The sequence below is a fragment of the Jannaschia sp. 2305UL9-9 genome, assembly GCF_041403465.1.
GTDB lineage: Bacteria > Pseudomonadota > Alphaproteobacteria > Rhodobacterales > Rhodobacteraceae > Jannaschia.
Map to the genome: position 1 here is coordinate 923,424 of NZ_JBGEHM010000001.1, position 23,670 is coordinate 947,093.

The 23,670-nt window shown below is 65.0% G+C and carries 24 protein-coding genes; 10 read left to right on the forward strand and 14 right to left on the reverse strand.

Annotation, left to right across the window (positions count from 1 at the left end; translation table 11 throughout):
• Positions 1–90: 90 nt before the first annotated feature.
• The 4 genes from V6N07_RS04485 (at position 91) to V6N07_RS04500 (ending at position 3,586) form a co-directional block, all read left to right on the forward strand.
• A complete protein-coding gene (locus tag V6N07_RS04485) occupies positions 91–984 on the forward strand; it encodes a metal ABC transporter substrate-binding protein (protein WP_371154363.1) in 894 nt (297 codons plus the stop codon).
• Complete coding sequence (locus V6N07_RS04490) at positions 981–1,832, forward strand: manganese/iron ABC transporter ATP-binding protein (RefSeq protein ID WP_371154365.1); 852 nt, start codon at positions 981–983, stop codon at positions 1,830–1,832. The genes V6N07_RS04485 and V6N07_RS04490 overlap by 4 nt, the downstream gene beginning before the upstream one ends.
• 84 nt (positions 1,833–1,916) lie before the next feature.
• Positions 1,917–2,756, forward strand: a complete 840-nt coding sequence (locus tag V6N07_RS04495) for a metal ABC transporter permease (RefSeq protein ID WP_371154367.1) — start codon at positions 1,917–1,919, stop codon at positions 2,754–2,756.
• Positions 2,753–3,586 carry a metal ABC transporter permease gene (locus tag V6N07_RS04500; RefSeq protein WP_371154368.1) on the forward strand — a complete coding sequence of 278 codons (834 nt, stop codon included), beginning with the start codon at positions 2,753–2,755 and terminating at the stop codon, positions 3,584–3,586. The genes V6N07_RS04495 and V6N07_RS04500 overlap by 4 nt, the downstream gene beginning before the upstream one ends.
• A 592-nt stretch (positions 3,587–4,178) precedes the next feature.
• On the opposite strand, the gene V6N07_RS04505 is transcribed toward V6N07_RS04500, so the two are convergent.
• Entirely contained in the window at positions 4,179–4,676 is a 498-nt protein-coding gene (locus V6N07_RS04505; RefSeq protein WP_371154370.1) for a lactoylglutathione lyase family protein, read from the reverse strand.
• Positions 4,677–4,779: 103 nt separating this feature from the next.
• On the opposite strand from V6N07_RS04505, the gene V6N07_RS04510 reads away from it, so the two are divergent.
• Positions 4,780–5,670, forward strand: a complete 891-nt coding sequence (locus tag V6N07_RS04510) for a LysR family transcriptional regulator (protein WP_371154371.1) — start codon at positions 4,780–4,782, stop codon at positions 5,668–5,670.
• A gap of 130 nt (positions 5,671–5,800) precedes the next feature.
• Here V6N07_RS04510 and V6N07_RS04515 read toward each other — a convergent pair whose 3' ends face one another.
• The 6 genes from V6N07_RS04515 to V6N07_RS04540 all read right to left on the reverse strand — a co-directional run bounded on the left by V6N07_RS04515 (position 5,801) and on the right by V6N07_RS04540 (position 11,543).
• Entirely contained in the window at positions 5,801–6,967 is a 1,167-nt protein-coding gene (locus V6N07_RS04515) for a hypothetical protein (RefSeq protein ID WP_371154372.1), read from the reverse strand.
• 102 nt (positions 6,968–7,069) lie between these two features.
• The gene (upp, locus tag V6N07_RS04520) at positions 7,070–7,699 is read right to left on the reverse strand and encodes a uracil phosphoribosyltransferase (RefSeq protein ID WP_371154373.1); all 630 of its coding nucleotides are present in this window, start codon (positions 7,697–7,699) and stop codon (positions 7,070–7,072) included.
• A gap of 4 nt (positions 7,700–7,703) precedes the next feature.
• Positions 7,704–8,669, reverse strand: coding sequence for an adenosine deaminase (locus V6N07_RS04525; RefSeq protein WP_371154374.1), 966 nt, complete (start codon positions 8,667–8,669; stop codon positions 7,704–7,706).
• Positions 8,666–9,841 (reverse strand): phosphopentomutase, encoded by a 1,176-nt coding sequence (locus V6N07_RS04530; RefSeq protein ID WP_371154376.1) that lies wholly within the window; start codon positions 9,839–9,841, stop codon positions 8,666–8,668. Before V6N07_RS04530 ends, V6N07_RS04525 begins: the two co-directional genes overlap by 4 nt.
• Complete coding sequence (locus V6N07_RS04535) at positions 9,838–11,154, reverse strand: thymidine phosphorylase (protein WP_371154377.1); 1,317 nt, start codon at positions 11,152–11,154, stop codon at positions 9,838–9,840. Before V6N07_RS04535 ends, V6N07_RS04530 begins: the two co-directional genes overlap by 4 nt.
• Positions 11,151–11,543: a cytidine deaminase gene (locus V6N07_RS04540; RefSeq protein WP_371154379.1), complete on the reverse strand. Its 393-nt coding sequence runs from the start codon at positions 11,541–11,543 to the stop codon at positions 11,151–11,153. Before V6N07_RS04540 ends, V6N07_RS04535 begins: the two co-directional genes overlap by 4 nt.
• A 157-nt stretch (positions 11,544–11,700) precedes the next feature.
• On the opposite strand from V6N07_RS04540, the gene V6N07_RS04545 reads away from it, so the two are divergent.
• Positions 11,701–12,183: a YHS domain-containing (seleno)protein gene (locus tag V6N07_RS04545; protein WP_371154381.1), complete on the forward strand. Its 483-nt coding sequence runs from the start codon at positions 11,701–11,703 to the stop codon at positions 12,181–12,183.
• Positions 12,184–12,270: 87 nt separating this feature from the next.
• On the opposite strand, the gene V6N07_RS04550 is transcribed toward V6N07_RS04545, so the two are convergent.
• Complete coding sequence (locus V6N07_RS04550; RefSeq protein WP_371154382.1) at positions 12,271–13,188, reverse strand: MBL fold metallo-hydrolase; 918 nt, start codon at positions 13,186–13,188, stop codon at positions 12,271–12,273.
• Between the two features lie 140 nt (positions 13,189–13,328).
• Between V6N07_RS04550 and gltX the strand changes: the two genes are divergently transcribed.
• Positions 13,329–14,660: a glutamate--tRNA ligase gene (gene gltX / locus V6N07_RS04555; RefSeq protein ID WP_371154383.1), complete on the forward strand. Its 1,332-nt coding sequence runs from the start codon at positions 13,329–13,331 to the stop codon at positions 14,658–14,660.
• A gap of 59 nt (positions 14,661–14,719) precedes the next feature.
• On the opposite strand, the gene V6N07_RS04560 is transcribed toward gltX, so the two are convergent.
• The 6 genes from V6N07_RS04560 to V6N07_RS04585 all read right to left on the reverse strand — a co-directional run bounded on the left by V6N07_RS04560 (position 14,720) and on the right by V6N07_RS04585 (position 21,222).
• Positions 14,720–16,345, reverse strand: a complete 1,626-nt coding sequence (locus V6N07_RS04560) for a capsule biosynthesis protein (RefSeq protein ID WP_371154385.1) — start codon at positions 16,343–16,345, stop codon at positions 14,720–14,722.
• Positions 16,329–16,982: an ABC transporter ATP-binding protein gene (locus V6N07_RS04565; RefSeq protein WP_371154386.1), complete on the reverse strand. Its 654-nt coding sequence runs from the start codon at positions 16,980–16,982 to the stop codon at positions 16,329–16,331. Before V6N07_RS04565 ends, V6N07_RS04560 begins: the two co-directional genes overlap by 17 nt.
• A 165-nt stretch (positions 16,983–17,147) precedes the next feature.
• Positions 17,148–18,446: a Na+/H+ antiporter NhaA gene (locus tag V6N07_RS04570; RefSeq protein WP_371154387.1), complete on the reverse strand. Its 1,299-nt coding sequence runs from the start codon at positions 18,444–18,446 to the stop codon at positions 17,148–17,150.
• A gap of 184 nt (positions 18,447–18,630) precedes the next feature.
• Complete coding sequence (locus V6N07_RS04575; RefSeq protein WP_371154389.1) at positions 18,631–19,023, reverse strand: PRC-barrel domain-containing protein; 393 nt, start codon at positions 19,021–19,023, stop codon at positions 18,631–18,633.
• 216 nt (positions 19,024–19,239) lie between these two features.
• On the reverse strand, positions 19,240–20,883 hold the full coding sequence (groL, locus tag V6N07_RS04580) for a chaperonin GroEL (RefSeq protein WP_371154390.1): 1,644 nt from the start codon (positions 20,881–20,883) through the stop codon (positions 19,240–19,242).
• Between the two features lie 51 nt (positions 20,884–20,934).
• The gene (locus tag V6N07_RS04585; RefSeq protein WP_371154392.1) at positions 20,935–21,222 is read right to left on the reverse strand and encodes a co-chaperone GroES; all 288 of its coding nucleotides are present in this window, start codon (positions 21,220–21,222) and stop codon (positions 20,935–20,937) included.
• Positions 21,223–21,452: 230 nt separating this feature from the next.
• Here V6N07_RS04585 and V6N07_RS04590 point away from each other — a divergent pair, with 230 nt between their 5' ends.
• From V6N07_RS04590 to V6N07_RS04600, 3 genes are read left to right on the forward strand one after another with little or no spacing between them, the layout of a single operon-like run.
• Positions 21,453–22,148 (forward strand): dimethylsulfonioproprionate lyase family protein, encoded by a 696-nt coding sequence (locus V6N07_RS04590; protein ID WP_371154393.1) that lies wholly within the window; start codon positions 21,453–21,455, stop codon positions 22,146–22,148.
• A gap of 8 nt (positions 22,149–22,156) precedes the next feature.
• The gene (locus V6N07_RS04595; RefSeq protein ID WP_371154395.1) at positions 22,157–22,750 is read left to right on the forward strand and encodes a uracil-DNA glycosylase family protein; all 594 of its coding nucleotides are present in this window, start codon (positions 22,157–22,159) and stop codon (positions 22,748–22,750) included.
• A 44-nt stretch (positions 22,751–22,794) separates the two neighbouring features.
• Positions 22,795–23,559: an SseB family protein gene (locus V6N07_RS04600; protein ID WP_371154397.1), complete on the forward strand. Its 765-nt coding sequence runs from the start codon at positions 22,795–22,797 to the stop codon at positions 23,557–23,559.
• Positions 23,560–23,670: the final 111 nt, after the last annotated feature.

The window sequence follows — 23,670 nt, forward strand, 5'->3', positions numbered from 1 at the left end:
TTCATTCGCAACTGAGTTGACAGACGTCGGGACGGATCCTATTTGAGAATAGTTCGCATAAACATCCAGGATTCGACCCGAGAGGCCCACATGACAGGACGTTTAATGACTTTTTGCGCGGCGGCGGCGACGGCGCTGTCGGTTGCAGGAACCGCCGCCTTGGCGGACGACTTCAAGGTCGCGACGACATTCACGGTGATTGCGGACATGACCCGCAACGTCGCAGGCGACGCGGCCGAGGTCGTGTCGATCACCAAGCCGGGGGCCGAGATTCATGGCTATCAGCCCACACCCGGCGACATCATCGGCGCCCGCGATGCCGACCTCGTCCTATGGAACGGTCTGAACCTCGAACTCTGGTTCGAGCAGTTCTTCCGCAACATGGGCGACGTTCCGCAGGCCACCCTGACCGAGGGAATCGAGCCGATCTCGATCACGGGGGGCGAATACGACGGCAAGCCGAACCCCCATGCGTGGATGGCTCTGGATTCGGCGCTGATCTACGTCGACAATATCACCGCCGCCCTGTCCGAACATGATCCGGACAATGCCGCCACCTACGAAGCCAATGCCGCGCGCTACAAGTCCGAGATCGAGGCGACGCTGTCCCCCCTGCGCGACGCCATCCGCGCCCTGCCCGAGGAACGCCGCTGGCTCGTCACCTCCGAAGGGGCGTTCAGCTATCTTGCGCGCGACTACGACTTGCGTGAATTGTTCCTCTGGCCGATCAACGCGGATGCACAGGGCACGCCGCAACAGGTCAGGGCGGTCATCGACACCATGCGCGCAAACGACATACCGGTCCTGTTCTCGGAATCGACCGTATCGGCGGACCCGGCCCGGCAGGTCGCCCGCGAAACCGGGGCCACCTATGCCGGCATCCTGTATGTCGACAGCCTGTCAGGCCCCGACGGTCCGGTCCCGACCTACCTCGACCTGTTGCGCGTGACCTCCGAAACGATCCTTGCAGGTCTATCGGAATGAAGGACACCATTGTGCAGGAAGGCATCGCGGCCGAAGGTCTGTCGGTCACTTACGCCGGCGGGGTTACGGCCCTCCGCGACGCCTCCTTCACATTGCCGACAGGCACCATCGCCGGTCTGGTCGGGGTGAACGGCGCGGGCAAATCGACCTTGTTCAAGGCGCTGATGGGCTTTCTGCCCGTGCGCGCCGAACGGATTGCCCTGTTGGGCCATTCTATCGATGACGCCCTGCGCCTGAACCTCGTGGCCTATGTGCCGCAGGCCGAAGAGGTCGACTGGACCTTCCCCGTTCTGGTCCGGGATGTCGTGATGATGGGACGATACGGGCATATGGGGTTCTTTCGGCGGCCCGCCCCGTCAGATCGGGCCGCCGTCGCCGATGCGCTGTCCCGCGTCGACATGAGCGCCTTTGCCGACCGCCAGATCGGCGCCCTGTCCGGCGGACAGAAGAAACGCGTCTTTCTGGCACGCGCCCTGGCACAGGATGCCCGCGTCATCCTGCTGGACGAACCCTTCACCGGCGTGGACGTCAAGACCGAGGATGCCATCATCGCCCTGTTGCGGGAAATGCGCGACGAGGGGCGCGTGATGCTGGTATCGACACACAACCTCGGATCCGTGCCGCAATTCTGCGATCGCGCCATCTTCATCAAGGGAACGGTGCTGGACTACGGTCTGACGACCGACGTGTTCACCCCCGCCAACCTAAAACGGGCCTTCGGGGGCGTTCTGCGCCGCTATGACCTTGGCGGCGAGGATCTGCACGATGACGAAGCCGACAAGCGCCGTGTCACCGTCCTGACCGATGATGAACGGCCCTTCGTGATCTACGGGGACGATCATGACTGACGTCTTCGGGCAAGGCCGCCGTGCCCCTGTTCCTCTGGTCGCAAATACCTCGGGGGTCCGGGGGCTGGCCCCCGGTGCAGTCAGATGACGACCCTGCTCGAACCCTTTGCCTATGGCTACATGGTCAACGCGATCTGGGTGTCCGCGCTGGTCGGTGGCACATGTGCGTTCCTGTCCGCCTTCCTGATGCTCAAGGGGTGGAGCCTGATCGGAGACGCCCTGTCCCACTCCGTCGTGCCGGGGGTGGCGGGGGCCTACATGCTTGGCCTGCCCTTCGCCCTTGGCGCGTTCCTGTCCGGCGGGCTGGCTGCGGCGGCGATGCTGCTGCTGACGGAACGGACAGGCCTGAAGACGGATACGGTCATCGGTGTGATCTTCACCGGGTTCTTCGGCCTTGGGCTTTTCATGGTTTCGCTGTCACCGGCGTCGGTCGACCTGCAGACGATCGTTCTGGGCAACATCCTCGCCATCACGCCGCAGGATACCATTCAGGTCGTCATAATCTCGGCCATCACGTTGACGGTGCTGACCCTCAAATGGCGCGACCTTCTGGTCGTGTTCTTCGATGAAACCCATGCCCGTGCCATCGGTCTGAACCCGCGCATGTGGAAGGCGATCCTCTTTACCCTGCTGTCTGCCTGCGCCGTGGCGGCGATGCAGACGGTGGGCGCGTTCCTCGTGGTCGCGATGGTCGTGACGCCGGGGGCCACGGCGTATCTGTTGACCGACCGCTTCGGCCATCTTCTGGCAATTGCCGTGGCCGTCGGCACGGCGTCCTGCGCGATCGGCGCGTATGTCAGCTATTTTCTTGACGGGGCCACGGGCGGCGTCATCGTGGTCCTGCAGACACTGCTGTTTGCCGCAGCCTTCGTTTTCGCGCCGACCCACGGAATGCTGGCCATCCGGCGCAGGGTGCGGACATGATGGAAACGCTGCTTCTGCCGTTTCAGCTTCCGTTTCTGCGCGACGCGATGCTGGCCGCGCTGCTGGTCGCCGCACCCTGTGGCCTGTTGTCCGCCTTCCTCGTGCTCAAGGGGTGGAGCCTGATCGGCGATGCGATCAGTCACGCGGTTCTGCCCGGCGTGGTCGGCGCCTACCTTCTGGGCCTGCCGCTCATCCTTGGTGCCTTCGTCGCCGGGATGGGGTCCGCCCTGCTGACCGGATGGCTGGACACGCACAGCCGCGTCAAGCGCGACACCCTGATGGGGGTCGTCTTCTCGGGCATGTTCGCGACTGGCATCGTGGCGATCACATGGATCGCCCCCGAGGTGCACCTCGACCATATCCTGTTCGGCAACCTGCTCGGGGTTTCCCCGTTCGAGCTTTGGACCGCGGGCATCATCGCTGCCGTGATAATGATCGTGATGGCGGCCCGGTGGCGCGACTTCCTGCTGCATGCCTTCGACCCGACACAGGCGCGGGCCGCGGGCCTGCGGGTGAAATGGCTGCACAACGGCCTGCTGGCGATGATCTCGGCGGCCGTGGTTTCGGCCCTGGGGGCCGTTGGCATCATCCTCGTCATTGCCCTGCTGGTGACGCCCGGTGCGATTGCCTTTCTGCTGGTTCATCGATTCGGACCGATGCTGCTCCTGAGCACGGGAATCGCCAGCGGTTCGGCCATTTGCGGGCTGTATCTGTCGATCGCGCTGAATTCCGCGCCTGCCGCCACCATCGTGGTCGTTCTGACGGCTCTGTTCCTCGCGGCACTCGCATGGCGGGCAGCAAGGCGGATGCTGCAACCCGGCCGAGAATGATCAGATACGCATCTGCTTGCATGTTTGACGGGCAGAATGCGAACATTATTCCCGAAAAACCGTTGCAGAACAGTTGCTTTCCAAGGTTTCACGACGCGAACAGGGTTTTTTCGCGGTTGCAGCATTGAACTGCGCTGCGTCGCAGCTTACCTCTAAACCATCGAAGCGGCAGACCTCTCCTCCTCCCTGGTCACGCCCCTTCGGGGAACTTCGCGACCTCGCCCCCTCCTCCTCCCTGGGCGAGGTCGCAATTCCGCCGCATTCACGCCCTACTGCGTTCTTGGTTTCTGTTTTGGATACATCCCATGGCCCCAGCCGGGCTCAAGGATATGAGAATGCAAGGAAAGCTGCCCCGCCCGTCCGTCCCGACCCCGGGTCCCGTCCGACGCGATCCGCGACCGCAACCGGTCCGGTTCACCGACTGGGCGGCGATCTGAAGACAACAGTCGCGGCGTGAAAGGCCTGCGGTGCGGGGCATTCCGAACCTGACGCCATCGCCGCCGGCATCGTTACGCAGGTATCGCGCATAGGCCAGCGTAACGGGCCGGCCTATGCGCATATTCTACCGTTGCATCGGCAACAGTCCTCGGTCCTACGCGTAGGCCCCTGCGGAATACGTCAACTCGTAGCTGTGGCTGTACAGCTCGAACACGATGCCGAACGGATCTTCGACATAGACCATGCGATAGGGTTTGGAGCCGGGGAAATATTCCCGGATCGGCATGCGTTGCCGTCCACCGGCGTCCACGATCTTCTGCAACAGGCCTTCGACATCAGGGTCCTGAATGGCGAAATGGAAGGTTCCGTGGCGCTTGTGCTCCAGCTTCTCTTCGGGGGCGTAGTTGTCCGGGAACTCGAATATCTCGATGCCGATCCCGTCAGCCGTGGACAGGTGCGCGATGCGAAGCGATCCCCACCCCGGTCCGAACACATCCGTGCACATGACGCCGATTGCGCTGTCGTCTTCGACCGCTTCGGATGGCTGCATCACGACATAGAAGCCGAGTACTTCCGAATAGAATTTCACCGCCGCCTCAAGGTCCGGGACGGACAGGCCGATGTGGGAAAAGGTGCGTGGGGTCGGTGTCATGCCGATAACTCCTGCTGTGTTGCGTTGGAAGGGATATAGACGCGGCACCCCGAAATGTGAAATTATCATACTGCATGATTTTCCGAACATATCGTTATCATCCATGCTGAACGCCACTTGGTTGGAAACCTTCACCACGCTTTGCGAAACCGGCCACTTCACCCGCACGGCAGAGCGGCTGAACATGACACAGCCGGGGGTGAGTCAGCATCTGCGCAAGCTGGAACGCCAGGTCGGTCAGCCCTTGATCACCCGACAGGGCAAGGCCTTCACCCTGACGCCAGCGGGCGAGACGCTGTTCGACCTCGGGCGGTCCAGGCGGGTGCAGGAACGTCGCCTGCGCGAGGGTATCGCGGCGGATGACCGCGACACCGGATCGGTGCGCATCGCCTGTTCAGGCAGCTTCGCAATGCTTCTCTACCCCATCCTGACACCATGGATGCAGGATGCCCCCGCGCTCAGCCTCCATCTGACTGCCGCGCCGCAGGCAGAGATTCTCGCAGGGCTGCTCGACGGGCGTTTCGACCTTGGCGTTCTGGGAACCGATCCGGATCACGCGCGGCTTGAGGCGACGCACCTTGGGCGCGAGGAACTGTGCCTGGTGTTGCCCGCCAACGAAGATGCAGGGCCGGTCGGCTTCGCGGATCTGGATGCGCGCGGCTTCATCGCGCACCCCGATGGCTATGCCTATGCGGACGACCTGCTGAAACTGAACTTTCCCGACGATTATCCCGGCGCGGATCGATTGCACCTGCGCGGCACCGTCAACCAGATCGGCCAGATCCCCGCGCCGGTCGCGCAAGGCATCGGATACACCCTTCTGCCGCGCAGCGGGGTCGAGGCCTTCACGGGAAAGGGTGGCTTGCGGATCGCCCAGCTTCCCCGCCGGCGCTGGCACGAACTGTGGCTGGCGACACAGCGCGGCCGCGCCCTGTCCGCCCGCCTACGGCACGCCCGGGCCCTGATTTCACAGGTCGCCGCCCTGCTGAAATAGCGAACATGGCGCAGCGCCTGCCCCGCCGACCACGACCGACACGTCGCACGAAAAATCCCGCTCCGGGTCAGCGAAGCGGGATCGTTTGATCAGAACGGGGTGGGCGTGCAGATCGCCGCCCCTCCGCGCCCTAGCGAGTGGTCAGGATCACCGGACGCAACTGCCGTGGCGTGGTCGACGTCCAGATCGCCTGGCTCTGGTAATCGCCCTGTGCCGTCCGGGGGCCCCGCTGCGGGTTCAGGCGTCCGTCCGTCCAAGCGGCGCGATATCCCGCCGGGGGGTGGGTCACGTCGAACGTGGTGCGCGCCGCCGGAACGACCACGACGCCCGCCGACCGGGTCGATGCATTGGTCGTCAACGCGTTGCTGTCGACCGATGACTGACGCTGCGGCGACCAACCTGCGTCACCACCACACCGGCTTGCCCCGCCCAGATAGCGCGCGGATACATCGGATGCACCCTGACATGCGCCTGTGGCCACCGGGCGCCGTGTCACCGTCGTGGCCCGGTTGGCCGATGGTGCTGTCGGGCTGATGCGGCGGGCGTTCGCGGGGGCCGTGGTCGTGACGACGACCTGTTCCCCGGCACGCTGATTGCGGCCGAGGCCACGAACCGGCTGCGACGGCGTGGTCACGACGGAAGGTGCGGTCAACGTCACGACGCGCGAGGGCTGCGCCGCCGTCGATGTCGGGCTGCATCCCGGAAGGTAACGCGCGGACAGGGCCGAGGCCCCGCATCCCGGCGGCAGGGTTACCTGGGGCTGGGGCTGTGGCGCCGGGGCACGCACCACCTGACGCATCGGGCGCGGCGCGGCGGCGCGGCGTGGCGCGGGCGCGGCGGCAACCCGGCGGGCCGGAGCGCTGACCACCGGTGGCGGCGCGGCACGGCGGGGCGCCGCTTCCACGATCGTGCGGGGCGCGGCGGTTGCCGGCTGTCGACGAATGACGGGTTCGGCGGTCTGAACGGGCGCCGGGGTCGGGGCCGCGGCGGCCGTTTCGGTCGGCGCCGGTGTCGTCACGGGCGCGACCGCAGGCGCAGGCGCAGCGGCTGTGCGCGATGGTGCGGCGCCACACACGACAGAGCGGTCCCGGTTCACGCGCGGCACCCAGCGGGTCGCCCCATCGACCCCGGCCCGGATGAACACGCATCCCTCACTGTCGACATATTGCGCGCCGGTAAAGCTGCTCGGAGGGATCTCGGCAGGGCCCGACGTACCGCCCAGCCGCTGTGCCTGTGCGGGGTGAAAGGCCATCACGGCGGTCGCCGCGATCACCCCTAGCCCCAAGGTCCTGAACATGCCCATACCGCCCTCCGAATGTCTTTTTGCCGTCTCGGCTTTTGGCGCAGTGTGCACGAGGCGCCTCTACCAAGTAAAGTATGCAGCGCCTCGAAAATGCCGTTATTTCGTGCCGAACATCCGGTCGCCCGCATCGCCCAGTCCCGGCACGATATAGCCCTTTTCGTTCAGCCGTTCATCCACGGCGGCGGTGACGATCGGCACATCCGGATGCGCCTCCTTCATGCGGGCGATCCCTTCGGGCGCCGCCAGCAGACAGAGGAACCGGATGTCCTTGGCGCCCTGTTCCTTCAGAAGGTCGATGGCCGCGACGGATGAATTGCCGGTCGCCAGCATCGGATCGACGGCAATCACGAGGCGTTCATCCAGATGCTCGGGGACCTTGAAGTAATACTGGACGGGCGCCAGCGTTTCTTCATCCCGGTAGAGGCCGACGAACCCGACCCGCGCCGATGGCACCAGCTCCAGGATACCGTCCAGCAGGCCATTGCCCGCGCGCAGGATCGACACGAGCGCCAGTTTGCGCCCCGCCAACGTCGGGGCGTCCATCTCGGCCACCGGCGTCTGGATCCGCTTCGTTTCGATCGGAAGTTCGCGTGTGATCTCGTAGGCGAGCAGCTGGCTGATCTCGCGGAGCAACTGCCGGAAGACGGCGGTCGAGGTTTCGACCTCGCGCATGATCGTCAGCTTGTGCTGCACCAGTGGATGCGTGACGTGGGTGAGGTGGTCCATGGGGCTACTCCAGATAAGACAACAGACGCGCGCGGGTGGTCGCGTCACAAAATGCGGCTTCTGCTGCGGTCCGATAGACGGAGCGGAACTCGGCGTCACCCCATCCGAAGGCTTTCGTCAACGCGTCGTATTCTGCCGTCATATCGGTGCCGAAGAACGGCGGATCATCGGTCGACACGGTCACCGGTACGCCCGCAGATTTCAATTTATCAATGGGATGCGCGTCGATGTTCGCGTAAACGCCAAGAACGACGTTCGAGCCGGGGCAAACCTCCAGCACGATGCCTTCTTCTGCGAGGCGACGGATAAGGGCCGGATCTTCCTGCGCCCGCACCCCGTGGCCGATGCGGCTGACGTGCAGATCATCAAGGGCATCCCGGACCGACTGCGGTCCGCCGAACTCGCCCGCGTGGGTCGTGAGGCCAAGCCCCGCCTCGCGCGCGGCTGCGAAGGACCAGGCGAAATCACCTTGTGTATAAAGCCCCTCGTTGCCCCCCATGCCGAAGCCGGTGATCAGATCGCCCGCAGTATCGACCGCGCAGGCGGCCGTTTCCCGGGCCTTGTCGGGGCCGAAATGGCGAATACAGGTGACGATCCCGCGAAATTCGACCTCAGGCACGCGCGCGGCACCTTCCCGGATGGCGGCCAAATACTCCCGCCAGGCGCCCAGATCGCGGCCGCCGCAGAAATCGGGGCTCAGGAAGGCCTCGGTATAGATGACACCATGCGCCGCCGACTGCTCCAGCACCGCCTGGGTCAACCGGCCAAAATCCTCGGGCGTTTGCAGGACCGTGGTCGCCGCCTCATAGACTTTAAGAAAGTCCTCGAAGTCATTGTATTCATACGATCCGTCCGGTCCGAACACCCCATCGAGGGTGATCCCCTTTTCGTCGGCCAGCGTGCGGATGAAAGCGGGCGGAGCGGCCCCTTCGAGGTGAAGATGCAATTCGATCTTGGGCAGTTTGGTCATAGAAAGCGCCTCCCCGGTCCGACACTCGGCACACCGAGATGCGCACAGATCGTCGCTGCCACATCGGCAAAGGCCACATGCCCGATCTCTCCGCTTGCCCCGGCACATAGGACGGGCACGCGTTCCCGCGTATGATCGCTTCCCCGCCACGTCGGGTCATTGCCGTGATCGGCGGTAAAGATCATCAGGTCGTCCGGCCGCATTGCCGACAGGATATCTGGCAGGCAGGCGTCGAACCATTCCAGATGCTCCGCATAGCCGACGACATCGCGCCTATGGCCGTAAAGGCTGTCGAATTCGACAAAGTTCGCAAAGGTCAGCGACCCGTCAGGCATGTCGCGCACGGCATCGGCCAGATGGGTCATCAAAACGTCGTCCGGGCCCTTGGCCGTACTGTCGATGCCCTGCATCGAAAAGATGTCGCCGATCTTGCCGATGGCATGCACGCGGCGTCCCGCTGATTGGACCGCATCGCACAGCGTCGGTGACGGCGGGCGGATCGCAAAGTCCTTGCGGTTCGCCGTCCGTTGCCACGGCCCCTCGCCGATGAAGGGACGTGCGATCACGCGCCCGACGCGCCGCTCGTGCAGATCCGGCGCCAAGGCGGCACACAGGTCCAGCAGGCGGTCGAGGCCGAAATGTTCCTCATGTGCAGCGATCTGCAGAACGCTGTCGACCGACGTGTAGCAAATCGGCCAGCCCGTACGCAGATGCGCTTCGGCTTCCTCTTCGATGATATTGGTGCCCGAAGCGTGTCGGTTGCCCAGAATGCCGTCCGTCCCGGCAAGCGCCGTGATCCTTGCGACAAGGTCGGATGGGAAACAGGGCTGCGTGTCGGGAAAATACGTCCAATCGAAAGGCACCGGCAGGCCCGCCAACTCCCAGTGACCGGACGGCGTGTCCTTGCCATTGCTGACTTCGGTGGCGGCACCCCATGCGCCATGCGGCGTTGCGGTCAGGCCCGGCGTCGCGTCACCCGATGCCAGACGCACAGCGGCGCCAAGCCCCAGATTATCGAGATTGGGCAAGCTCAGCGACCGGCCGCCCCGCAATTCCGCGACATTTTGTGCGATATGTCCAACCGTATTCGCCCCCTCATCGCCAAACTGCGCCGCGTCAGGCGCCCCACCGGCACCGACGGAATCCAGAACGACAAGGAATGCACGGCTCATCTGATCACCTCCTGAACGAGGGGTGGCGGCGTCACGGCCCCCTGTTCCATTTCGATGGCGAGGGCGACGCGTGTTGCCGCCTCTTCTGCAATCTCGCTGTCGCTGGCGTGGATGCGGGCCAGGGGCTGCCCCTCGGTGACGACGGCGCCGAGCTGTGCGATATGGCTGATGCCGACGGTCGGATCGATGATGTCATCCTCGCGCTGCCGGCCCCCGCCCAAGGTGACGACGATTTCTCCGAGGGCGCGGGCGTCGATGCGACCGATCACACCGGGCCTGTCGGCGCGCAGTTCTGCCACGACGGGTGCTGCGGGCAGACGGTCACGCCACCGTTCGAGAAAATCGGTCGGCCCGTTCTGCGCGGCGACCATGCGTCCGAAGATTTCGGCCGCGGCACCTGACGTCAACGCCGCATCGATCCGCGCCGCGCCGTCCTGTGCATCGGCGGCAAGACCGCCGAGGGCCAGGGCTTCGCCGCCCAGGGCACGGGTCAGGGCGACGAGCCGGGCCGAACGACGCGTCCCGGGATCGGTCAGCGCCTCCATCGCGGCGATGACCTCCAACGCGTTGCCCGCACTGGTCGCGGCGGGCTGCGACATGTCGGTGACGATCGCGGAGGTCATGACCCCGTTCGCCTGCCCCGTCTCGACCAAGGCCTGCGCCAGCGCGCGCGCCGCGACCGGGTCGGACATGAACGCGCCGGAGCCTGTCTTGACGTCCAGCACCAGCGCCTCCAACCCCTCGGCCAGTTTCTTGGACAGGATGGACGCCACGATCAGGTCGAGGCTTTCGACCGTTCCGGTGACATCGCGCACGGCGTAGAGGCGACGGTCCGCCGGGGCGATGTCAGCCGTCGCACCCACGATGGCGCAGCCGACGCGCGCCACGATCGCCTGAACCTCGTCGGTCTGCATTTCCGTCCGGAAACCGGGAATCGCGGAAAGCTTGTCCAGCGTCCCCCCCGTATGGCCCAGCCCACGGCCTGAAATCATCGGCACATAGGCCCCGCATGCCGCAAGGGCCGGCGCAAGGATCAGCGATACACAATCCCCCACGCCGCCGGTGGAATGCTTGTCGATGACCGGGCCCGGCAGATCCCATTGCAGAACCTCGCCGCCGTCACGCATCGCGCGGGTCAGGGCCGCGCGACCATCGGGCAACAGCGGCGTATGGCAGACGCCCATGGCAAAGGCACCCGCCTGTGCATCGGAAACGGACCCGTCGGCCAGCCCTTCGGCAAAGGCGGTCAGGTCCCGAACATCGGGCCTGTGCCCCTGTCGCAGGGCGCTCAGCAGGCTGCGCGCCGCACTCACGCCATATGGCCCGCATCGAAGGCACCCGGCAGAAGGTCCGCCACGGTGGTCCGCCGCTCCGCCCCGTCGACCGTGGCCAGCGTGACCACGACGTCACCCTTGGCGAATTCCGCCAGTTTCTGCCGGCACCCGCCACAGGGCGGCACGGGACTGGGCGATCCGGCCACGACATAGACTTCGGTCACGTCACGCTCTCCGGCGGCGCACATCGCGGCAAGCGCACCGGCCTCGGCGCAGGTGCCTTCGGGATAGGCGACATTCTCGACGTTGCAGCCGGAAAATACCGTTCCCGCAGAGGTGCGCAGGGCCGCGCCGACCTTGAAGTTCGAATAGGGCGCATGGGCGTTTTCACGCACGGTCATGGCGGCCTGTCGCAGGGTTTCGGTCATGGGCGGCCTCCGCAGGTGGGTCAAACACGTCCCTCGTGCTAGGCTTGACGGGCGGGGCGATGCAAGGCCCTCTGCTCCCGCAGGGGTGAACAGGCGTGATTGGCCAATGGCCGATCTCCGGGGCATTCTGTGCCGGACAAAACGACAGAGGCCGCACATGACCCTGAAAAGACGCACATTCATCATTGGCGGCGCTGCTGCTGCCGGGGTCGGGGCGCTTGCCCTCGGCGCTTATCTGACGCCGCGCCAACATGCCCCGGCGCGGGTCTACACCGCCGACGGCCTTGCCATCCGCGGGACCGACCCCGTCGCCTATTTCACCGAAGGCCGGCCGGTCGCGGGCGACCCGGCCATCACCCATGACTGGGCCGATGCGACATGGGCCTTTGCCACGACCGAAGCACGCGACATGTTTGCCGCGGACCCGGTGGCCTATGCCCCCCAGTACGGTGGTTTCTGTGCCTGGGCGGTGGCCGCGAAAGGGGAGTTGTATTCCACGCAGCCGGAAAACTGGGCGATCGTCGACGGCAAGCTGTACCTGAACTTCAACGACGGCGTGCAGGAGACGTGGAACACGGACCGCCCCGGTTTCATCGAGGCGGGCGACGAACGCTGGCCAGATATCGTCGCAGACACCTGAACCGGGAAACGCGCGCCCCCTTCCTCTCGCCACAAATAGCTCGGGGGCGCCCGAAGGGCGGAGGCAGTGCCCCCACCCCCACCAACGTCAGAGCATCAACTGATAGCTTTCGGGCACCCAGTGGAAGCCGTCTCCGCGGGTTTCGACGAAGCCCACGGCCGGGAACGGCATGTGGTAGCCGATCATCGGCATGCGCTCGGCCGCCAGCATCGACAGGACGCTGCGGCGCGAGGCAGCGGCGGCTTCCTTGTCCATGTCGAAGCGGACCTCCCAGTCGGGATGGGCCAGCGACCAGACGTAGTGGTTCGCAAGATCCGCCGCGACCAGCAGGGACTTGTCCCCGGACGACAGACGATAGGTCATGTGGCCCGGCGTGTGACCGAAGGCAGCCATGGCGGTGATGCCCGGGGCCGCGTCCTGTCCGTCCGACAGGAACGTCATCTTCTCGGCCAGGGGCGCCACGTTGTTCGCGAACCCCTCGTTGTCGCCCGACGCCCAAGCGTCGAATTCCGCCTGTCCCGTGACATAGCTGGCGTTGGCGAAGGTCGGCGCGCCATCTGTCATCAGGCCGCCGATATGGTCGCCATGCATGTGCGTGATAATCACCGTGTCGATGTCATCGGGGCTGTAACCCGCTGCCGTCAGGGCGTTAGTGATATGCGCGCCCTGCTGGCCGGTGTCGAACAGGATCAGGTTTTCACCGGTGTTCACCAGTGTCGGTGTAAAGAAGAACTGTGACACGTCGGTCGGCAGGAACGCTTCCTCGGAAACCTCGGCAAAGGTCTCGGGGGATACGTTCATCCCGAAGATGCCCTGCGGATCGTTGGGGTTGGTCAACGTGTTCGCCAGAAGGGTCGTCACCTCCATGTCGCCCAGCGTGAAGCGGCGGATGTTCTGACCGCTGCCGGTCTGTTTGGGAGCGGCGGCAGCAGCCGGCAGTGCGGCGGCGGCAAGCGGCAGGGCGGCCGTAGCCGTCAGGGCGGCGCGGCGGGTCATCAGGGTCATGGGCGTCTCCAACTCGAAAAATATCGACAATGCGAGTTTAGATTGATCCCCTGCCCCGGCAAGTGACGTCCCCGTGATAACCCAGACTGGACAAGACCGCCCCCCGATGACACATGCGCGGGGGTCAAAGGAGCCGTCCCATGTCGTCCACCCAGACCGTTACCCGTTTCGCACCCTCACCCACTGGTTACATCCATGTCGGCAACCTGCGCACCGCGTTGCTGAACTGGATGATCGCGCGCAAGGCGGGCGGCACGTTCATCCTGCGCCTCGATGATACCGACCCCGAACGGTCCAAGGACGAATACGCCGACGCGATCCGCGAGGATCTGGAATGGCTCGGCCTGACGTGGGACCGGGAGGAGCGCCAGTCGGCGCGCCTTGACCGCTATGCGGCCGCCGCAGACGAGATGCGCGCCTCTGGCCGTCTGTACGAGGCGTTCGAGACACCCGTCGAATTGGACCTGAAGCGCAAGAAGCAGCTGAACATGGGTCAGCCGCCGGTCTACGATCGTGCGGCCCTTGCCTTGTCGGACGAGGAGCGGGACCGCCTGCGCGCCGAACGTGGCGGGCATTGGCGGTTCAAGCTGGACCAGTCGCGCATCGTCTGGACCGACGGCATCCTCGGCGATCTGAGCATCGATGCCGCCTCCGTCAGCGACCCGGTTCTGATCCGTGGGGATGGTCAGGTTCTGTACACGATCGCCTCGGTCGTCGACGACACCGACATGGGCGTGACCCATGTGGTGCGCGGGGCCGATCACGTCACCAACACGGCGACGCAGATCCAGATCATGCAGGCACTCGGCCATGACCATCCGACCTTTGCGCACCACTCGCTGTTGACTGGCCCGCAGGGTGAGGCGCTGTCCAAGCGCCTGGGCACCCTTTCGATCCGCGACCTGCGCACGCAAGGGGTGGAGCCGATGGCCCTTCTGTCGCTGATGGCGCGGCTGGGGTCGTCGCAGCCGATCGAGGTGCGCGACACGCCGGAGGATCTGGCCCTCAATTTCGACCTGTCGCAGTTCGGCGCAGCGCCCACCAAGTTCGACGTGGCCGCGCTCCGCCCGCTCAGCGCGACAGTGTTGCAGGGCACGCCGCTGTCGACCGTCGCAGCGGACGTCGCGGCGCTTGGCGTCCCGGACGACAGCGCCGATCGGTTCTGGACGGTCGTGCGCGACAACATTCACAGCCGGGCGGAAATGGCCGACTGGTGGCGCCTGATGACCGAAGGCGCAACACCGGAGATCGATGCCGAGGACGCGGAGTTCGTGAAGGACGCGATCGCGGCCCTGCCCGATGCCCCGTGGACGGACACGACCTGGGCCGAGTGGACATCCGCGATGAAGACGGCGTCCGGCCGCAAGGGCAAGGCGCTGTTCAAACCGTTGCGTCAGGCGATGACGGGGCGCACGGACGGTCCGGACATGGCCAGCCTCATGCCGCTGCTTCAGCGTAAACCACGGATCTGACGGGCGCACTGCCCGGACCGAACTGAAAACGGGCGCCCCTGATCGGGCGCCCGTTTTCGTCAGCCGCTGACCTGCTCGCGCAGGATGGCCGCGGTAAGCGAGATCATCAGGTAGATGCCCGAGAAGATCAGGAACGCGAGGATCGTGTTCTCGAAGGCGCGCGGATAGGTCGGCTCATCCGGGGCCAAGGGGGGCACGGGGGTCGACAGGTAGCGGACCTGCCGGTTCGCCTCGATGCGGGCCATTTCCTGTTGCTGCGCGGCCTGTTGCAGCAACAGCTGCCGCGTCGTCAGATCCATCTGTGCCACGCCAAGTTCGGCGGATACGCGTGCAAGGCTGACGTCGGATGTCGCGCCGTCGGTCAGACCCGCGCGCAGATCATCCAGTTCGGCGTTCAGACGGGCGATGTTGCGCTCCGACACCTCTACGCGCGTTGCCTGCGGTCGCGGGTTCGCCTGTAGCTGATCAAGGCGCAGACGTTCCGCGCGCAGTTCGGTCTCGATCGCGCTGATCTGGCTGTACCTGCTGCTGAGTTCGGCATCGGCCGAGACGACGCCCAACTGCTCCTGCAGGTTCACGACGCGGGATTGCGCGGCCAGCATCCGTTCCTCGGCGTCCTGAAAGCTCTCCATGGCGCCGGCCATCTGGTCGGTGCGCAGGCGGGCGGTCAGTTGATCGACCTGTTCCTCGGCATAGCCGATCAAGGCGCGGCTGAAGCTGGCCGACACCTCGGGATTGGCGGCGACCACCTCCATCTTGATGACGCCTTCGGTCGGATCGTATCCGATTTCGACCATCCGCTGATACAGCTTGTAAGCGTCTTCGCGCGACCCGTCCGGGTCCAACCGTTGCAGCGCGTCGATCCCGTCCTGCGCGAAATGGGCGCTGAAACCCTGATCCTGATCCAGCCGCATGAAGGCATCGCGCGACAACAGATACCCCTGGACCGAGATGCTGTCCTGTTGCGTCGCAATGCCCGTCCCCGAGAAGAGACCGCCCAGACCGGCCCCACCCGCGGCGGCGTCCGCCTGCTGAATGATGAACTCGGACTTGGTGGCGTACATCGGCGTGGCGATCGTGTAGTAGTAGATGCCCGCAATGATCGTCGGCAGGCCAACGAAAAAGCTGAGCCGGATCGACAGAAGGGCCAGACGCCGGCGCCGGCGCTTGGCGATATCGCGTTGGATGTTGACGATTTCCGACGCGCGCTGATCCCCGTCCAGAACGATGGGCGATGGCATGGCCGGCGTGGGCGCCTGACGTTGGACGGCGGGCAGGTGTTGCGCGGGCCCGGGGCTCGCATCGCCCTGCCCCGGCACCAGTTGCAGCATGTTGGACCGCTCGAAAGGGTCGATGCCCTTGGCGCGCAGCGCCTCGACCGCGTCCTTGTCGGAGCTGACCTTGATGCCGTGTTTTTGCGCGATGCGCCGCGCCATGCGCAGCTGCCGCCCCGTCGGCATGTCCGATGTTGCGGCAACGGCGGCCTGAATCGCGGTCTGCGGCGGTTGCGGAACATCGGCGAAACCGGCGGGCGCGGTCGGCGTCGGCACGTCGGAGTTCGCAGGCGCGGACATCTGTGTCGCCCCGACGGACGGAACCGCCCCGTCGGACAGAACCACGCCCGGCGTCATGAAGGGGGCATCCGGGCGGATGCGGAATTTGCGGGCCTTAGGCATCGTATTCATAAAGCCTCCGCGCTTCTTCAAGCGTGTCGAATTGGTGCAGCTTGCCATCCCTGAGAACGGCGGCCGAGGTGGCAAAGCGTTCCAGCGTCTTGGCCTGGTGACTGACGATCACGACTGTCGCTTCCTGCAAGCGTTCTTTCAGGATGGATCCGGCGCGCTTGTTGAACTGCGCATCCGTGGTCGAAGGCATGCCTTCGTCGATGAGATATATGTCGAACTCCAGCGCCAGCATCAGCGAAAAGGAAAAGCGCGCGCGCATCCCCTGGCTATAGGTGCCGACGGGCATGTCGAAGTATTCCTTGATATCACAGAGCCAGCGGCAGAACGCCTCGACGTAGTCCGGATCGAGGCCATAGAGCTGTGCGATATAGCGGGCGTTTTCCGTGGCGGAGTTCTTGTTGATGACACCGCCCATGAAACCGAGTGGGAAGGACACGCGCGACGTGCGCCGCACCTCCCCCTCATCCGGTTTTTCGAGGCCCGCCATCATGTTGATGATCGTGGTCTTGCCCGTCCCGTTCGGGGCCAGCACGCCGACGGACCGACCCGCCGTCACGCGAAAGGACGCGCGATCAAGGATCACCTTGCGCTGCTGTCCCGTCCAGAACGATTTGGAGACGCTGTCGAATTCGATCATCTGACGGTGGCCCGATTCATTAACCCTGCACAGACACCCGACATGGGTAGGCCCGGGGTCCCTGATAACCGGTTAATCCGTCCAGAATGTGGACAATGCCACGATTTTCGCCGCTTCGTAACGGGAACTGCGGCGGCTTTTAGGCAAAGCCGCCGCAATTCGGCCTTAAACGTCGACCTTCTGCACGCGCAGCAGCTTGCCCGCGAGGATGGATACCCCGGCAGCGGCGAAGCTGAACAAGGCGCCCATCTTGGCCGCATCCTGGATCGGGCCCGGATCGAAGGCCACGGACGCCACGAACAACGACACGGTGAAACCGATCGCCGCGACGCATCCGATGATGAACAGGTCGATCGTCCGCATCCCGGCAGGCAGCCCGAGCTTGAGCGTGTACGCCCCGATATAGCCGAAAAGCATGATCCCGATCGGCTTGCCGATCAGCAGACCCGCCAGCACGAGCCACGTCGGTTCGGAGATGGAGGAGAACGTCACGCCTGCGTTCATCAGGCCGAAGAAGAACAGGACGATCTCGACCGGATGCTTCAGCAGATGCTCGGCGTGGTTCAGCAGGTCGGTCAGGTATTGCTCGGCCTCGGCGAAGAAACCAAAGGCACGATCGGCATGCGGCAGCGTCGGCACGATGGGCAGAAGGCCAAGCGCCGGGTGCAGACCGGACTGCGCAAAACCGTACCACGACAGGGCACCGGCGGCGAGGTATGGCCAGAACGACAGGGTGTTGCGCATCCATGTCGACCGTGTGCGCAGCTGGTCCCCGCGGTCCATGCGACGCGGCAGCCAGTTGAACAGGAAGAACACACCCACGGCCGAGCCGAGCGAGAGCAGGAGCCACGCAGGCGCCAGATCGCCGGAGGGATAGAAGATGGCCAGGATGATCAGGCCGATCGCATCATCCGCAATCGCGAGCAGCAGCAGGAAACGCACGGCAGGATGGCCCGCACCGAAGACGATCCGCCCGACGAGATAGCTGAACGCGATGTCGGTGGCGGTGGGGATGGCCCAGCCGTTGGCAACGGCGCCGAACTTGTCCGGCCCGAGGAACCACGCAAGGCCGAGGTAGACCGCAATCGGGCCGAACATGCCGCCGGCGGTTGCGAACAGAGGCGTGGCGGCCTTCTTGCCGCGCAGCGACCCGTTCTTGAGGATCACGGCCTCCCAGACTTCCTTGCCCGCAATCGCGAAGAAGAACGCCATCAGCACGTCGTTCACGAGGTAATGGGCCGTCAGGACCTTGGCCGTTTCGGCATGACCGAACAGGGCAGCATCCTCGCCGAGCACCTGTTCCCAGTGATGCAGGCTGGAGCCGACGTAATCGTTGAACCACAGGGGGTAATCGACGAACAGGTGATACGAATGGGCATCCGTATTCGCCCAGACCAAAGCGATGACTGCGCCAAGGATCAGCAGCAGCGAGTAGTTGGTTAAGAAGTTCCAGACGCGATACATGCGAGCCCCCCAAAGTGTTCGCGCCTAGCTAGCCGAGGGGGGGCATGGCGGCAAGCGTTCGGGGGGTGGGACCGTGGCACCCCGGAAACACTCCGCACAAGTGATCCGGGGCACGTCGTCTGTGTGCAGCGGGCGGCGCTGCAATCATGGGCACTCCGCCCGCTACGTTATCAGCCGGCAAGCATCACAGCCAATAGGGTGCCGTGTTGTAGTAGCGGAAGACGTCGTCGCGATAGCGGTCATCATCGCGCCAGCCGTCGCTGCGGCGCGGTGCGCCCTGCAACTGCTCGGGCGTGATGTTCGTCAGATAGCCATGCTTGGTCGTGTCGTATTCCAGCTTCTCCCATGGAATGGGGTGTGATTCTTCCCCCATGCCCAGAAAGCCGCCGAAGTGCATGACGGCATAAGCGACGCGGCCCGTGACCTTGTCGATCATCAGGTGGTCGATGTGGCCGACGTTCTCGCCTTGGGTGTTGTAGACCGCCGTGCCGTTCACCTCGTCAGACGAGATCGTCTTGGAAGAAGACGTGCCGCGGTCTGCGGTCGTCGTGCCGATGTCGGTGTCTCGAAGTACCATGTCGTGTCCTCCTTGCAGGTTGGTATCCTCAAAACGCCAGGACCGGGCGTTTGTTCCGGCGCGCCAGCGGCCTCGGACGGCTGAAATCCGCCACCCGAAACGAAAACAGGAGGCCCCTTTCGGAGCCTCCTGTCCTGATCCTTCGGAAGGGTGGGGGAACCGCCGAAACGGCCCCCTGCCCCGATCTGGATCGAACGTCGCCGAAGCGCGGTCTGATTACATCATGCCGCCCATGCCGCCCATGTCGGGCATGCCGCCGCCGACAGCTGCGCCTTCCTTGGCGGGCTTGTCGGCAACCATGGCTTCGGTCGTGATCAGCAGACCGGCGATAGAGGCTGCATCCTCCAGCGCGGTGCGGACAACCTTGGCCGGGTCGATGACGCCGAACTTGAACATGTCGCCATATTCTTCGGTCTGGGCGTTGAAGCCGAAGGTCAGGTCGGTGCTTTCGCGGACCTTGCCTGCAACGACGGCACCGTCGACGCCGGCGTTTTCGGCGATCTGACGCAACGGCGCCTCGATGGCCTTGCGCACGATGGCGATACCGGCGGTCTGGTCGGAGTTTGCACCCTCCAGGCCGTCGAGCGACTTGCCACCCTGAACCAGGGCAACACCGCCACCGACGACGACACCTTCCTGCACGGCAGCGCGGGTCGCGTTCAGTGCGTCATCGACGCGGTCCTTGCGCTCCTTCACTTCCACTTCGGTCATGCCACCGACGCGGATGACGGCAACACCGCCGGCCAGCTTGGCAACACGCTCCTGCAGCTTCTCGCGGTCGTAGTCGGAGGTCGTCTCTTCGATCTGACCGCGGATCTGGGCAACGCGTGCCTCGATCTCGGCCTTGTCACCGGCACCGTCGACGATGGTGGTGGTGTCCTTGGTGATCGAGACGCGCTTGGCGGTGCCCAGCATCTCCATGCCGACGTTCTCGAGCTTCATGCCCAGATCGTCGGAGATGACCTGACCACCGGTCAGGATCGCGATGTCCTGCAGCATGGCCTTGCGGCGGTCACCGAAGCCCGGTGCCTTGACGGCAGCGATCTTGAGGCCACCGCGCAGCTTGTTGACGACCAGCGTGGCGAGGGCTTCGCCCTCGACGTCCTCGGCGATGATCAGCAGGGGCTTCTGCGACTGGATGACCTGCTCCAGCAGCGGAACCATCGGCTGCAGCGACGAGAGCTTCTTCTCGTGCAGCAGGACGATCACGTCTTCCAGCTCGGTGGTCATCTTGTCGGGGTTGGTCACGAAGTAGGGCGACAGGTAGCCGCGGTCGAACTGCATGCCTTCGACAACATCGGTCTCGGTCTCGAGGCCCTTGTTCTCTTCGACGGTGATGACACCCTCGTTGCCGACCTTCTGCATCGCGTCTGCGATCTGACGACCGATCTCGGCTTCGCCGTTGGCGGAGATGGTGCCGACCTGAGCGACTTCGTCGCTGTCGGTCACGTCACGGGCAGCGGCCTTGATGGCCTCGACGACCTTGGCGGTGGCCATGTCGATGCCGCGCTTGAGGTCCATCGGGTTCATGCCGGCGGCAACGGACTTCATGCCTTCCTTGACGATGGCCTGAGCCAGAACCGTCGCGGTGGTGGTACCGTCGCCGGCTTCGTCGTTGGTCCGGGAAGCGACTTCCTTGACCATCTGGGCGCCCATGTTCTCGAACTTGTCCTCAAGCTCGATCTCTTTGGCGACCGACACACCGTCCTTGGTGATGCGGGGGGCACCGAACGACTTGTCCAGAACCACGTTGCGGCCCTTGGGGCCCAGCGTGACCTTGACGGCGTCGGCGAGGATGTTGACGCCTTTCAGCATGCGGTTGCGGGCGTCGGTGTCGAATTTCACGTCCTTGGCGGCCATGGTATTCTCCTGTGAATTGAATAAGTTGGAAGGGGACGTTCAGGCGATCTCTTAGGAGATGATGCCCAGGATGTCCGATTCCTTCATGATCAGCAGCTCTTCGCCGTCGACCGTAACTTCGGTGCCCGACCACTTGCCGAACAGGATCTTGTCGCCAGCAGAGACGGCAGGTGCGATCAGCTCGCCCGAGTCCTTGCGCGCGCCTTCACCGACGGAGACGATCTCGCCCTCGGCGGGCTTTTCCTTGGCGGTGTCGGGAATGATCAGACCGCCCTTGGTCTTCTCGTCGGATTCGGTGCGACGGACCAGAACGCGGTCATGCAGCGGTTTGAAAGCCATTGCGGTAGCCTTTCAGCTTAAGTGTTACTCCCTCGTTGTCACTCACCCGAGGGGAGTGCCAACGACCCGGGAGGTATGGCCTCGCATGGGTCCTGTCAAGGCGGTCCGCACGCGGATTCCAGAGTTGAATGCCCGAGAATTTTCTCGAATGCCGATGGGGCTCCTCTTGACATGCCCCGCATTCGACCGACCTCTGCCCGGACGCCATTTCCTGCGCCGGAGACATGCCGATGGCCCCGCCTGACGAAGCCCCCGCACCGCATCTGGATATGGCCCCGACCCTCACGGCGTCGCCGCACTGGCTCTACCTTCTTCGCGAATTCGAGGCTCTTTACCGCCATGGCTCGGCCGGGGGCAGTCCCAAGATCAGATCGCACCGCAAGGCCGTGCGCGAAGCGTTGTCCAAGATCATCGCCCGCAACCCGCAGATCGAGGAACGGCCCGCGGAACACAAGCCGGTGGTCGCCCACCTGCCCCGCGCGCTCGACCTCGGGGAACGCGCCGCGATGCAGGGGATGGCCCGCGCGCTGCGCGAAGTGCAAACGCGCCTGACGTGGGAATATGGCTACGAAAAGGTGCCCCGGCCCCTCGCCCAGAAATTTGCCTACTGCGACATCCTTGGCCCGAACGGTCCGATCCCGTCGGAATCCCTGACGCTGGGCTTCGTCCTGTTTGCCCCGCGCACGACCTATCCGCAGCACAGTCATGACGGGATCGAGGAAAGCTACATCTCCATCTCTGGTGCCTGGTCGGAAAACAACGCCGCCGTCTATGCGCCCGGCTCGCTGATCCTGAACGGATCGGGCGATGAGCACCGCATCACCACCGGCGACATCGATCCCTGCCTTCTGGCCTATGCTTGGGTGGGACCGCCCGCCGCCTTGCGCGACCCGAAGATGAAGTTCAGCCCCCGGCGGCGGAGCTGACGCCCCGCGTGGCCGTCACCGACGACATACGCGCCTGTCGCCTGTGCGCAGACCGGTTTGCGGCCACCCACACGGGCCATCGGCCCAGCCCCGTCGTCTGGTTCGATACGGGCGCGCCCATCGTCGTGGCCAGCCAGGCCCCCGGCATGCGGGCACATCTTTCGGGCAAGCCCTTCGACGATCCGTCCGGTGTCCGTCTGCGGGACTGGATGGGGCTGGACGAGGCGGCATTCTGGAACACCGACAACGTCGCCATCGTGCCGATGGGTTTCTGCTTTCCGGGCTACGACGCCAAGGGCAGCGACATCGCTCCGCCCCGGATCTGCGCCAAGACATGGCGAGAGGCCGCCCTCGCCCACGTCGGGTCGCCGCGGATCACGTTGCTGATCGGGGGCTATGCACAGGATTGGCACCTTGGCCGCGGTCGCGTGACGGACAGGGTCCGCGACTGGAAGGCCCTTGCGCCCGACGTCTTCTGCTTGCCCCATCCGTCCTGGCGCAATACCGCGTGGCTCAAACGCCATCCATGGTTCGAGGCAGAGGTCCTGCCAGCGCTGCGCGCCGCAATTTCGACCGCCCTTCGGACCACCGCAACCCGGTGACGACCGTACGAACACGCCCCTTTCGCGACAGGAAACCGCCGCCCATGACAGACAAGACCCCGCTGGATCACGCCCATGTCCGCGCCGAAGAAACGGGCAAGGACGAAGACCGCCTGACGTTCTTCAACCGTCTGGCCGAGGCCGAACTGCACCTGCTGCTGGAAAGCGCGTCCGACGACCACATCGTGCCCCGCCTGTTCGACGTGGACGGCGTGTCCTATGCGCTGGCCTTCGACCTGCCCGAGCGGTTGGAGGCCTTCGCGGGCGCGGCACCCACCGCGACCCTGTCGGGCCGACGCCTGGCCGAAATGGTGGCCGATGCGGATCTGGGACTGGGGCTGAACCTTGACGATGCCCCCTCGGCGCAGCTTCTCCCACCGGACGCGATGGCGTGGCTGGCCCGCACCGTGGCCCATGGACCCGAGCAGAGCGACCGCCGCATCGCCGAAGTGGCCCCGCCGGGACAATTGCCCGAATCCCTGATCGTCGCGATCGATGGCAAGCTGACGCTGGCCGCCGGTCTGGCGCGGACCGCCTATCTGGCGGGCGTCACCTATGAGGATGGCGGCAAAGGCCATCTTCTTGGCATCGTCGATCCCGTCCCCGGGGCCGAGGATGATCTGGCGCGCGCCGTGTCGGAGGCGCTCGTGTTCTCGGGCCTCGAGGCGGGGCAACTTGATGTGACCTTCCTGCGCGCCGCTCAGCCCATGGCGGCAACCTTGGCGCGGCACGGCCTGCGAATCGATCTGCCGGAGCCGCCGGCATCTGGCCCCGTCCGCGACCCGACCGCGCCGCCGCGCCTTAAGTAGCATCCGGAAACAAAAACCCCCGGCGCGCATTTCTGCGGGCCGGGGGTCTGTCGCGCGGGTCTTCGGCGGGGGGAGGAGCCGCGTCAGGCCTGCGCAGGGGACGGCATCAGG

Excerpts from the sequence above, each read along its gene's own strand:
- V6N07_RS04485 (WP_371154363.1), top strand. The coding sequence starts at position 91 with ATGACAGGACGTTTAATGACTTTTTGCGCGGCGGCGGCGACGGCGCTG.
- V6N07_RS04490 (WP_371154365.1), top strand. The coding sequence starts at position 981 with ATGAAGGACACCATTGTGCAGGAAGGCATCGCGGCCGAAGGTCTGTCG.
- V6N07_RS04495 (WP_371154367.1), top strand. The coding sequence starts at position 1,917 with ATGACGACCCTGCTCGAACCCTTTGCCTATGGCTACATGGTCAACGCG.
- V6N07_RS04500 (WP_371154368.1), top strand. The coding sequence starts at position 2,753 with ATGATGGAAACGCTGCTTCTGCCGTTTCAGCTTCCGTTTCTGCGCGAC.
- V6N07_RS04505 (WP_371154370.1), bottom strand. The coding sequence starts at position 4,676 with ATGACACCGACCCCACGCACCTTTTCCCACATCGGCCTGTCCGTCCCG.
- V6N07_RS04510 (WP_371154371.1), top strand. The coding sequence starts at position 4,780 with ATGCTGAACGCCACTTGGTTGGAAACCTTCACCACGCTTTGCGAAACC.
- V6N07_RS04515 (WP_371154372.1), bottom strand. The coding sequence starts at position 6,967 with ATGTTCAGGACCTTGGGGCTAGGGGTGATCGCGGCGACCGCCGTGATG.
- upp (WP_371154373.1), bottom strand. The coding sequence starts at position 7,699 with ATGGACCACCTCACCCACGTCACGCATCCACTGGTGCAGCACAAGCTG.
- V6N07_RS04525 (WP_371154374.1), bottom strand. The coding sequence starts at position 8,669 with ATGACCAAACTGCCCAAGATCGAATTGCATCTTCACCTCGAAGGGGCC.
- V6N07_RS04530 (WP_371154376.1), bottom strand. The coding sequence starts at position 9,841 with ATGAGCCGTGCATTCCTTGTCGTTCTGGATTCCGTCGGTGCCGGTGGG.
- V6N07_RS04540 (WP_371154379.1), bottom strand. The coding sequence starts at position 11,543 with ATGACCGAAACCCTGCGACAGGCCGCCATGACCGTGCGTGAAAACGCC.
- V6N07_RS04545 (WP_371154381.1), top strand. The coding sequence starts at position 11,701 with ATGACCCTGAAAAGACGCACATTCATCATTGGCGGCGCTGCTGCTGCC.
- V6N07_RS04550 (WP_371154382.1), bottom strand. The coding sequence starts at position 13,188 with ATGACCCTGATGACCCGCCGCGCCGCCCTGACGGCTACGGCCGCCCTG.
- gltX (WP_371154383.1), top strand. The coding sequence starts at position 13,329 with ATGTCGTCCACCCAGACCGTTACCCGTTTCGCACCCTCACCCACTGGT.
- V6N07_RS04560 (WP_371154385.1), bottom strand. The coding sequence starts at position 16,345 with ATGAATACGATGCCTAAGGCCCGCAAATTCCGCATCCGCCCGGATGCC.
- V6N07_RS04565 (WP_371154386.1), bottom strand. The coding sequence starts at position 16,982 with ATGATCGAATTCGACAGCGTCTCCAAATCGTTCTGGACGGGACAGCAG.
- V6N07_RS04570 (WP_371154387.1), bottom strand. The coding sequence starts at position 18,446 with ATGTATCGCGTCTGGAACTTCTTAACCAACTACTCGCTGCTGCTGATC.
- V6N07_RS04575 (WP_371154389.1), bottom strand. The coding sequence starts at position 19,023 with ATGGTACTTCGAGACACCGACATCGGCACGACGACCGCAGACCGCGGC.
- groL (WP_371154390.1), bottom strand. The coding sequence starts at position 20,883 with ATGGCCGCCAAGGACGTGAAATTCGACACCGACGCCCGCAACCGCATG.
- V6N07_RS04585 (WP_371154392.1), bottom strand. The coding sequence starts at position 21,222 with ATGGCTTTCAAACCGCTGCATGACCGCGTTCTGGTCCGTCGCACCGAA.
- V6N07_RS04590 (WP_371154393.1), top strand. The coding sequence starts at position 21,453 with ATGGCCCCGCCTGACGAAGCCCCCGCACCGCATCTGGATATGGCCCCG.
- V6N07_RS04600 (WP_371154397.1), top strand. The coding sequence starts at position 22,795 with ATGACAGACAAGACCCCGCTGGATCACGCCCATGTCCGCGCCGAAGAA.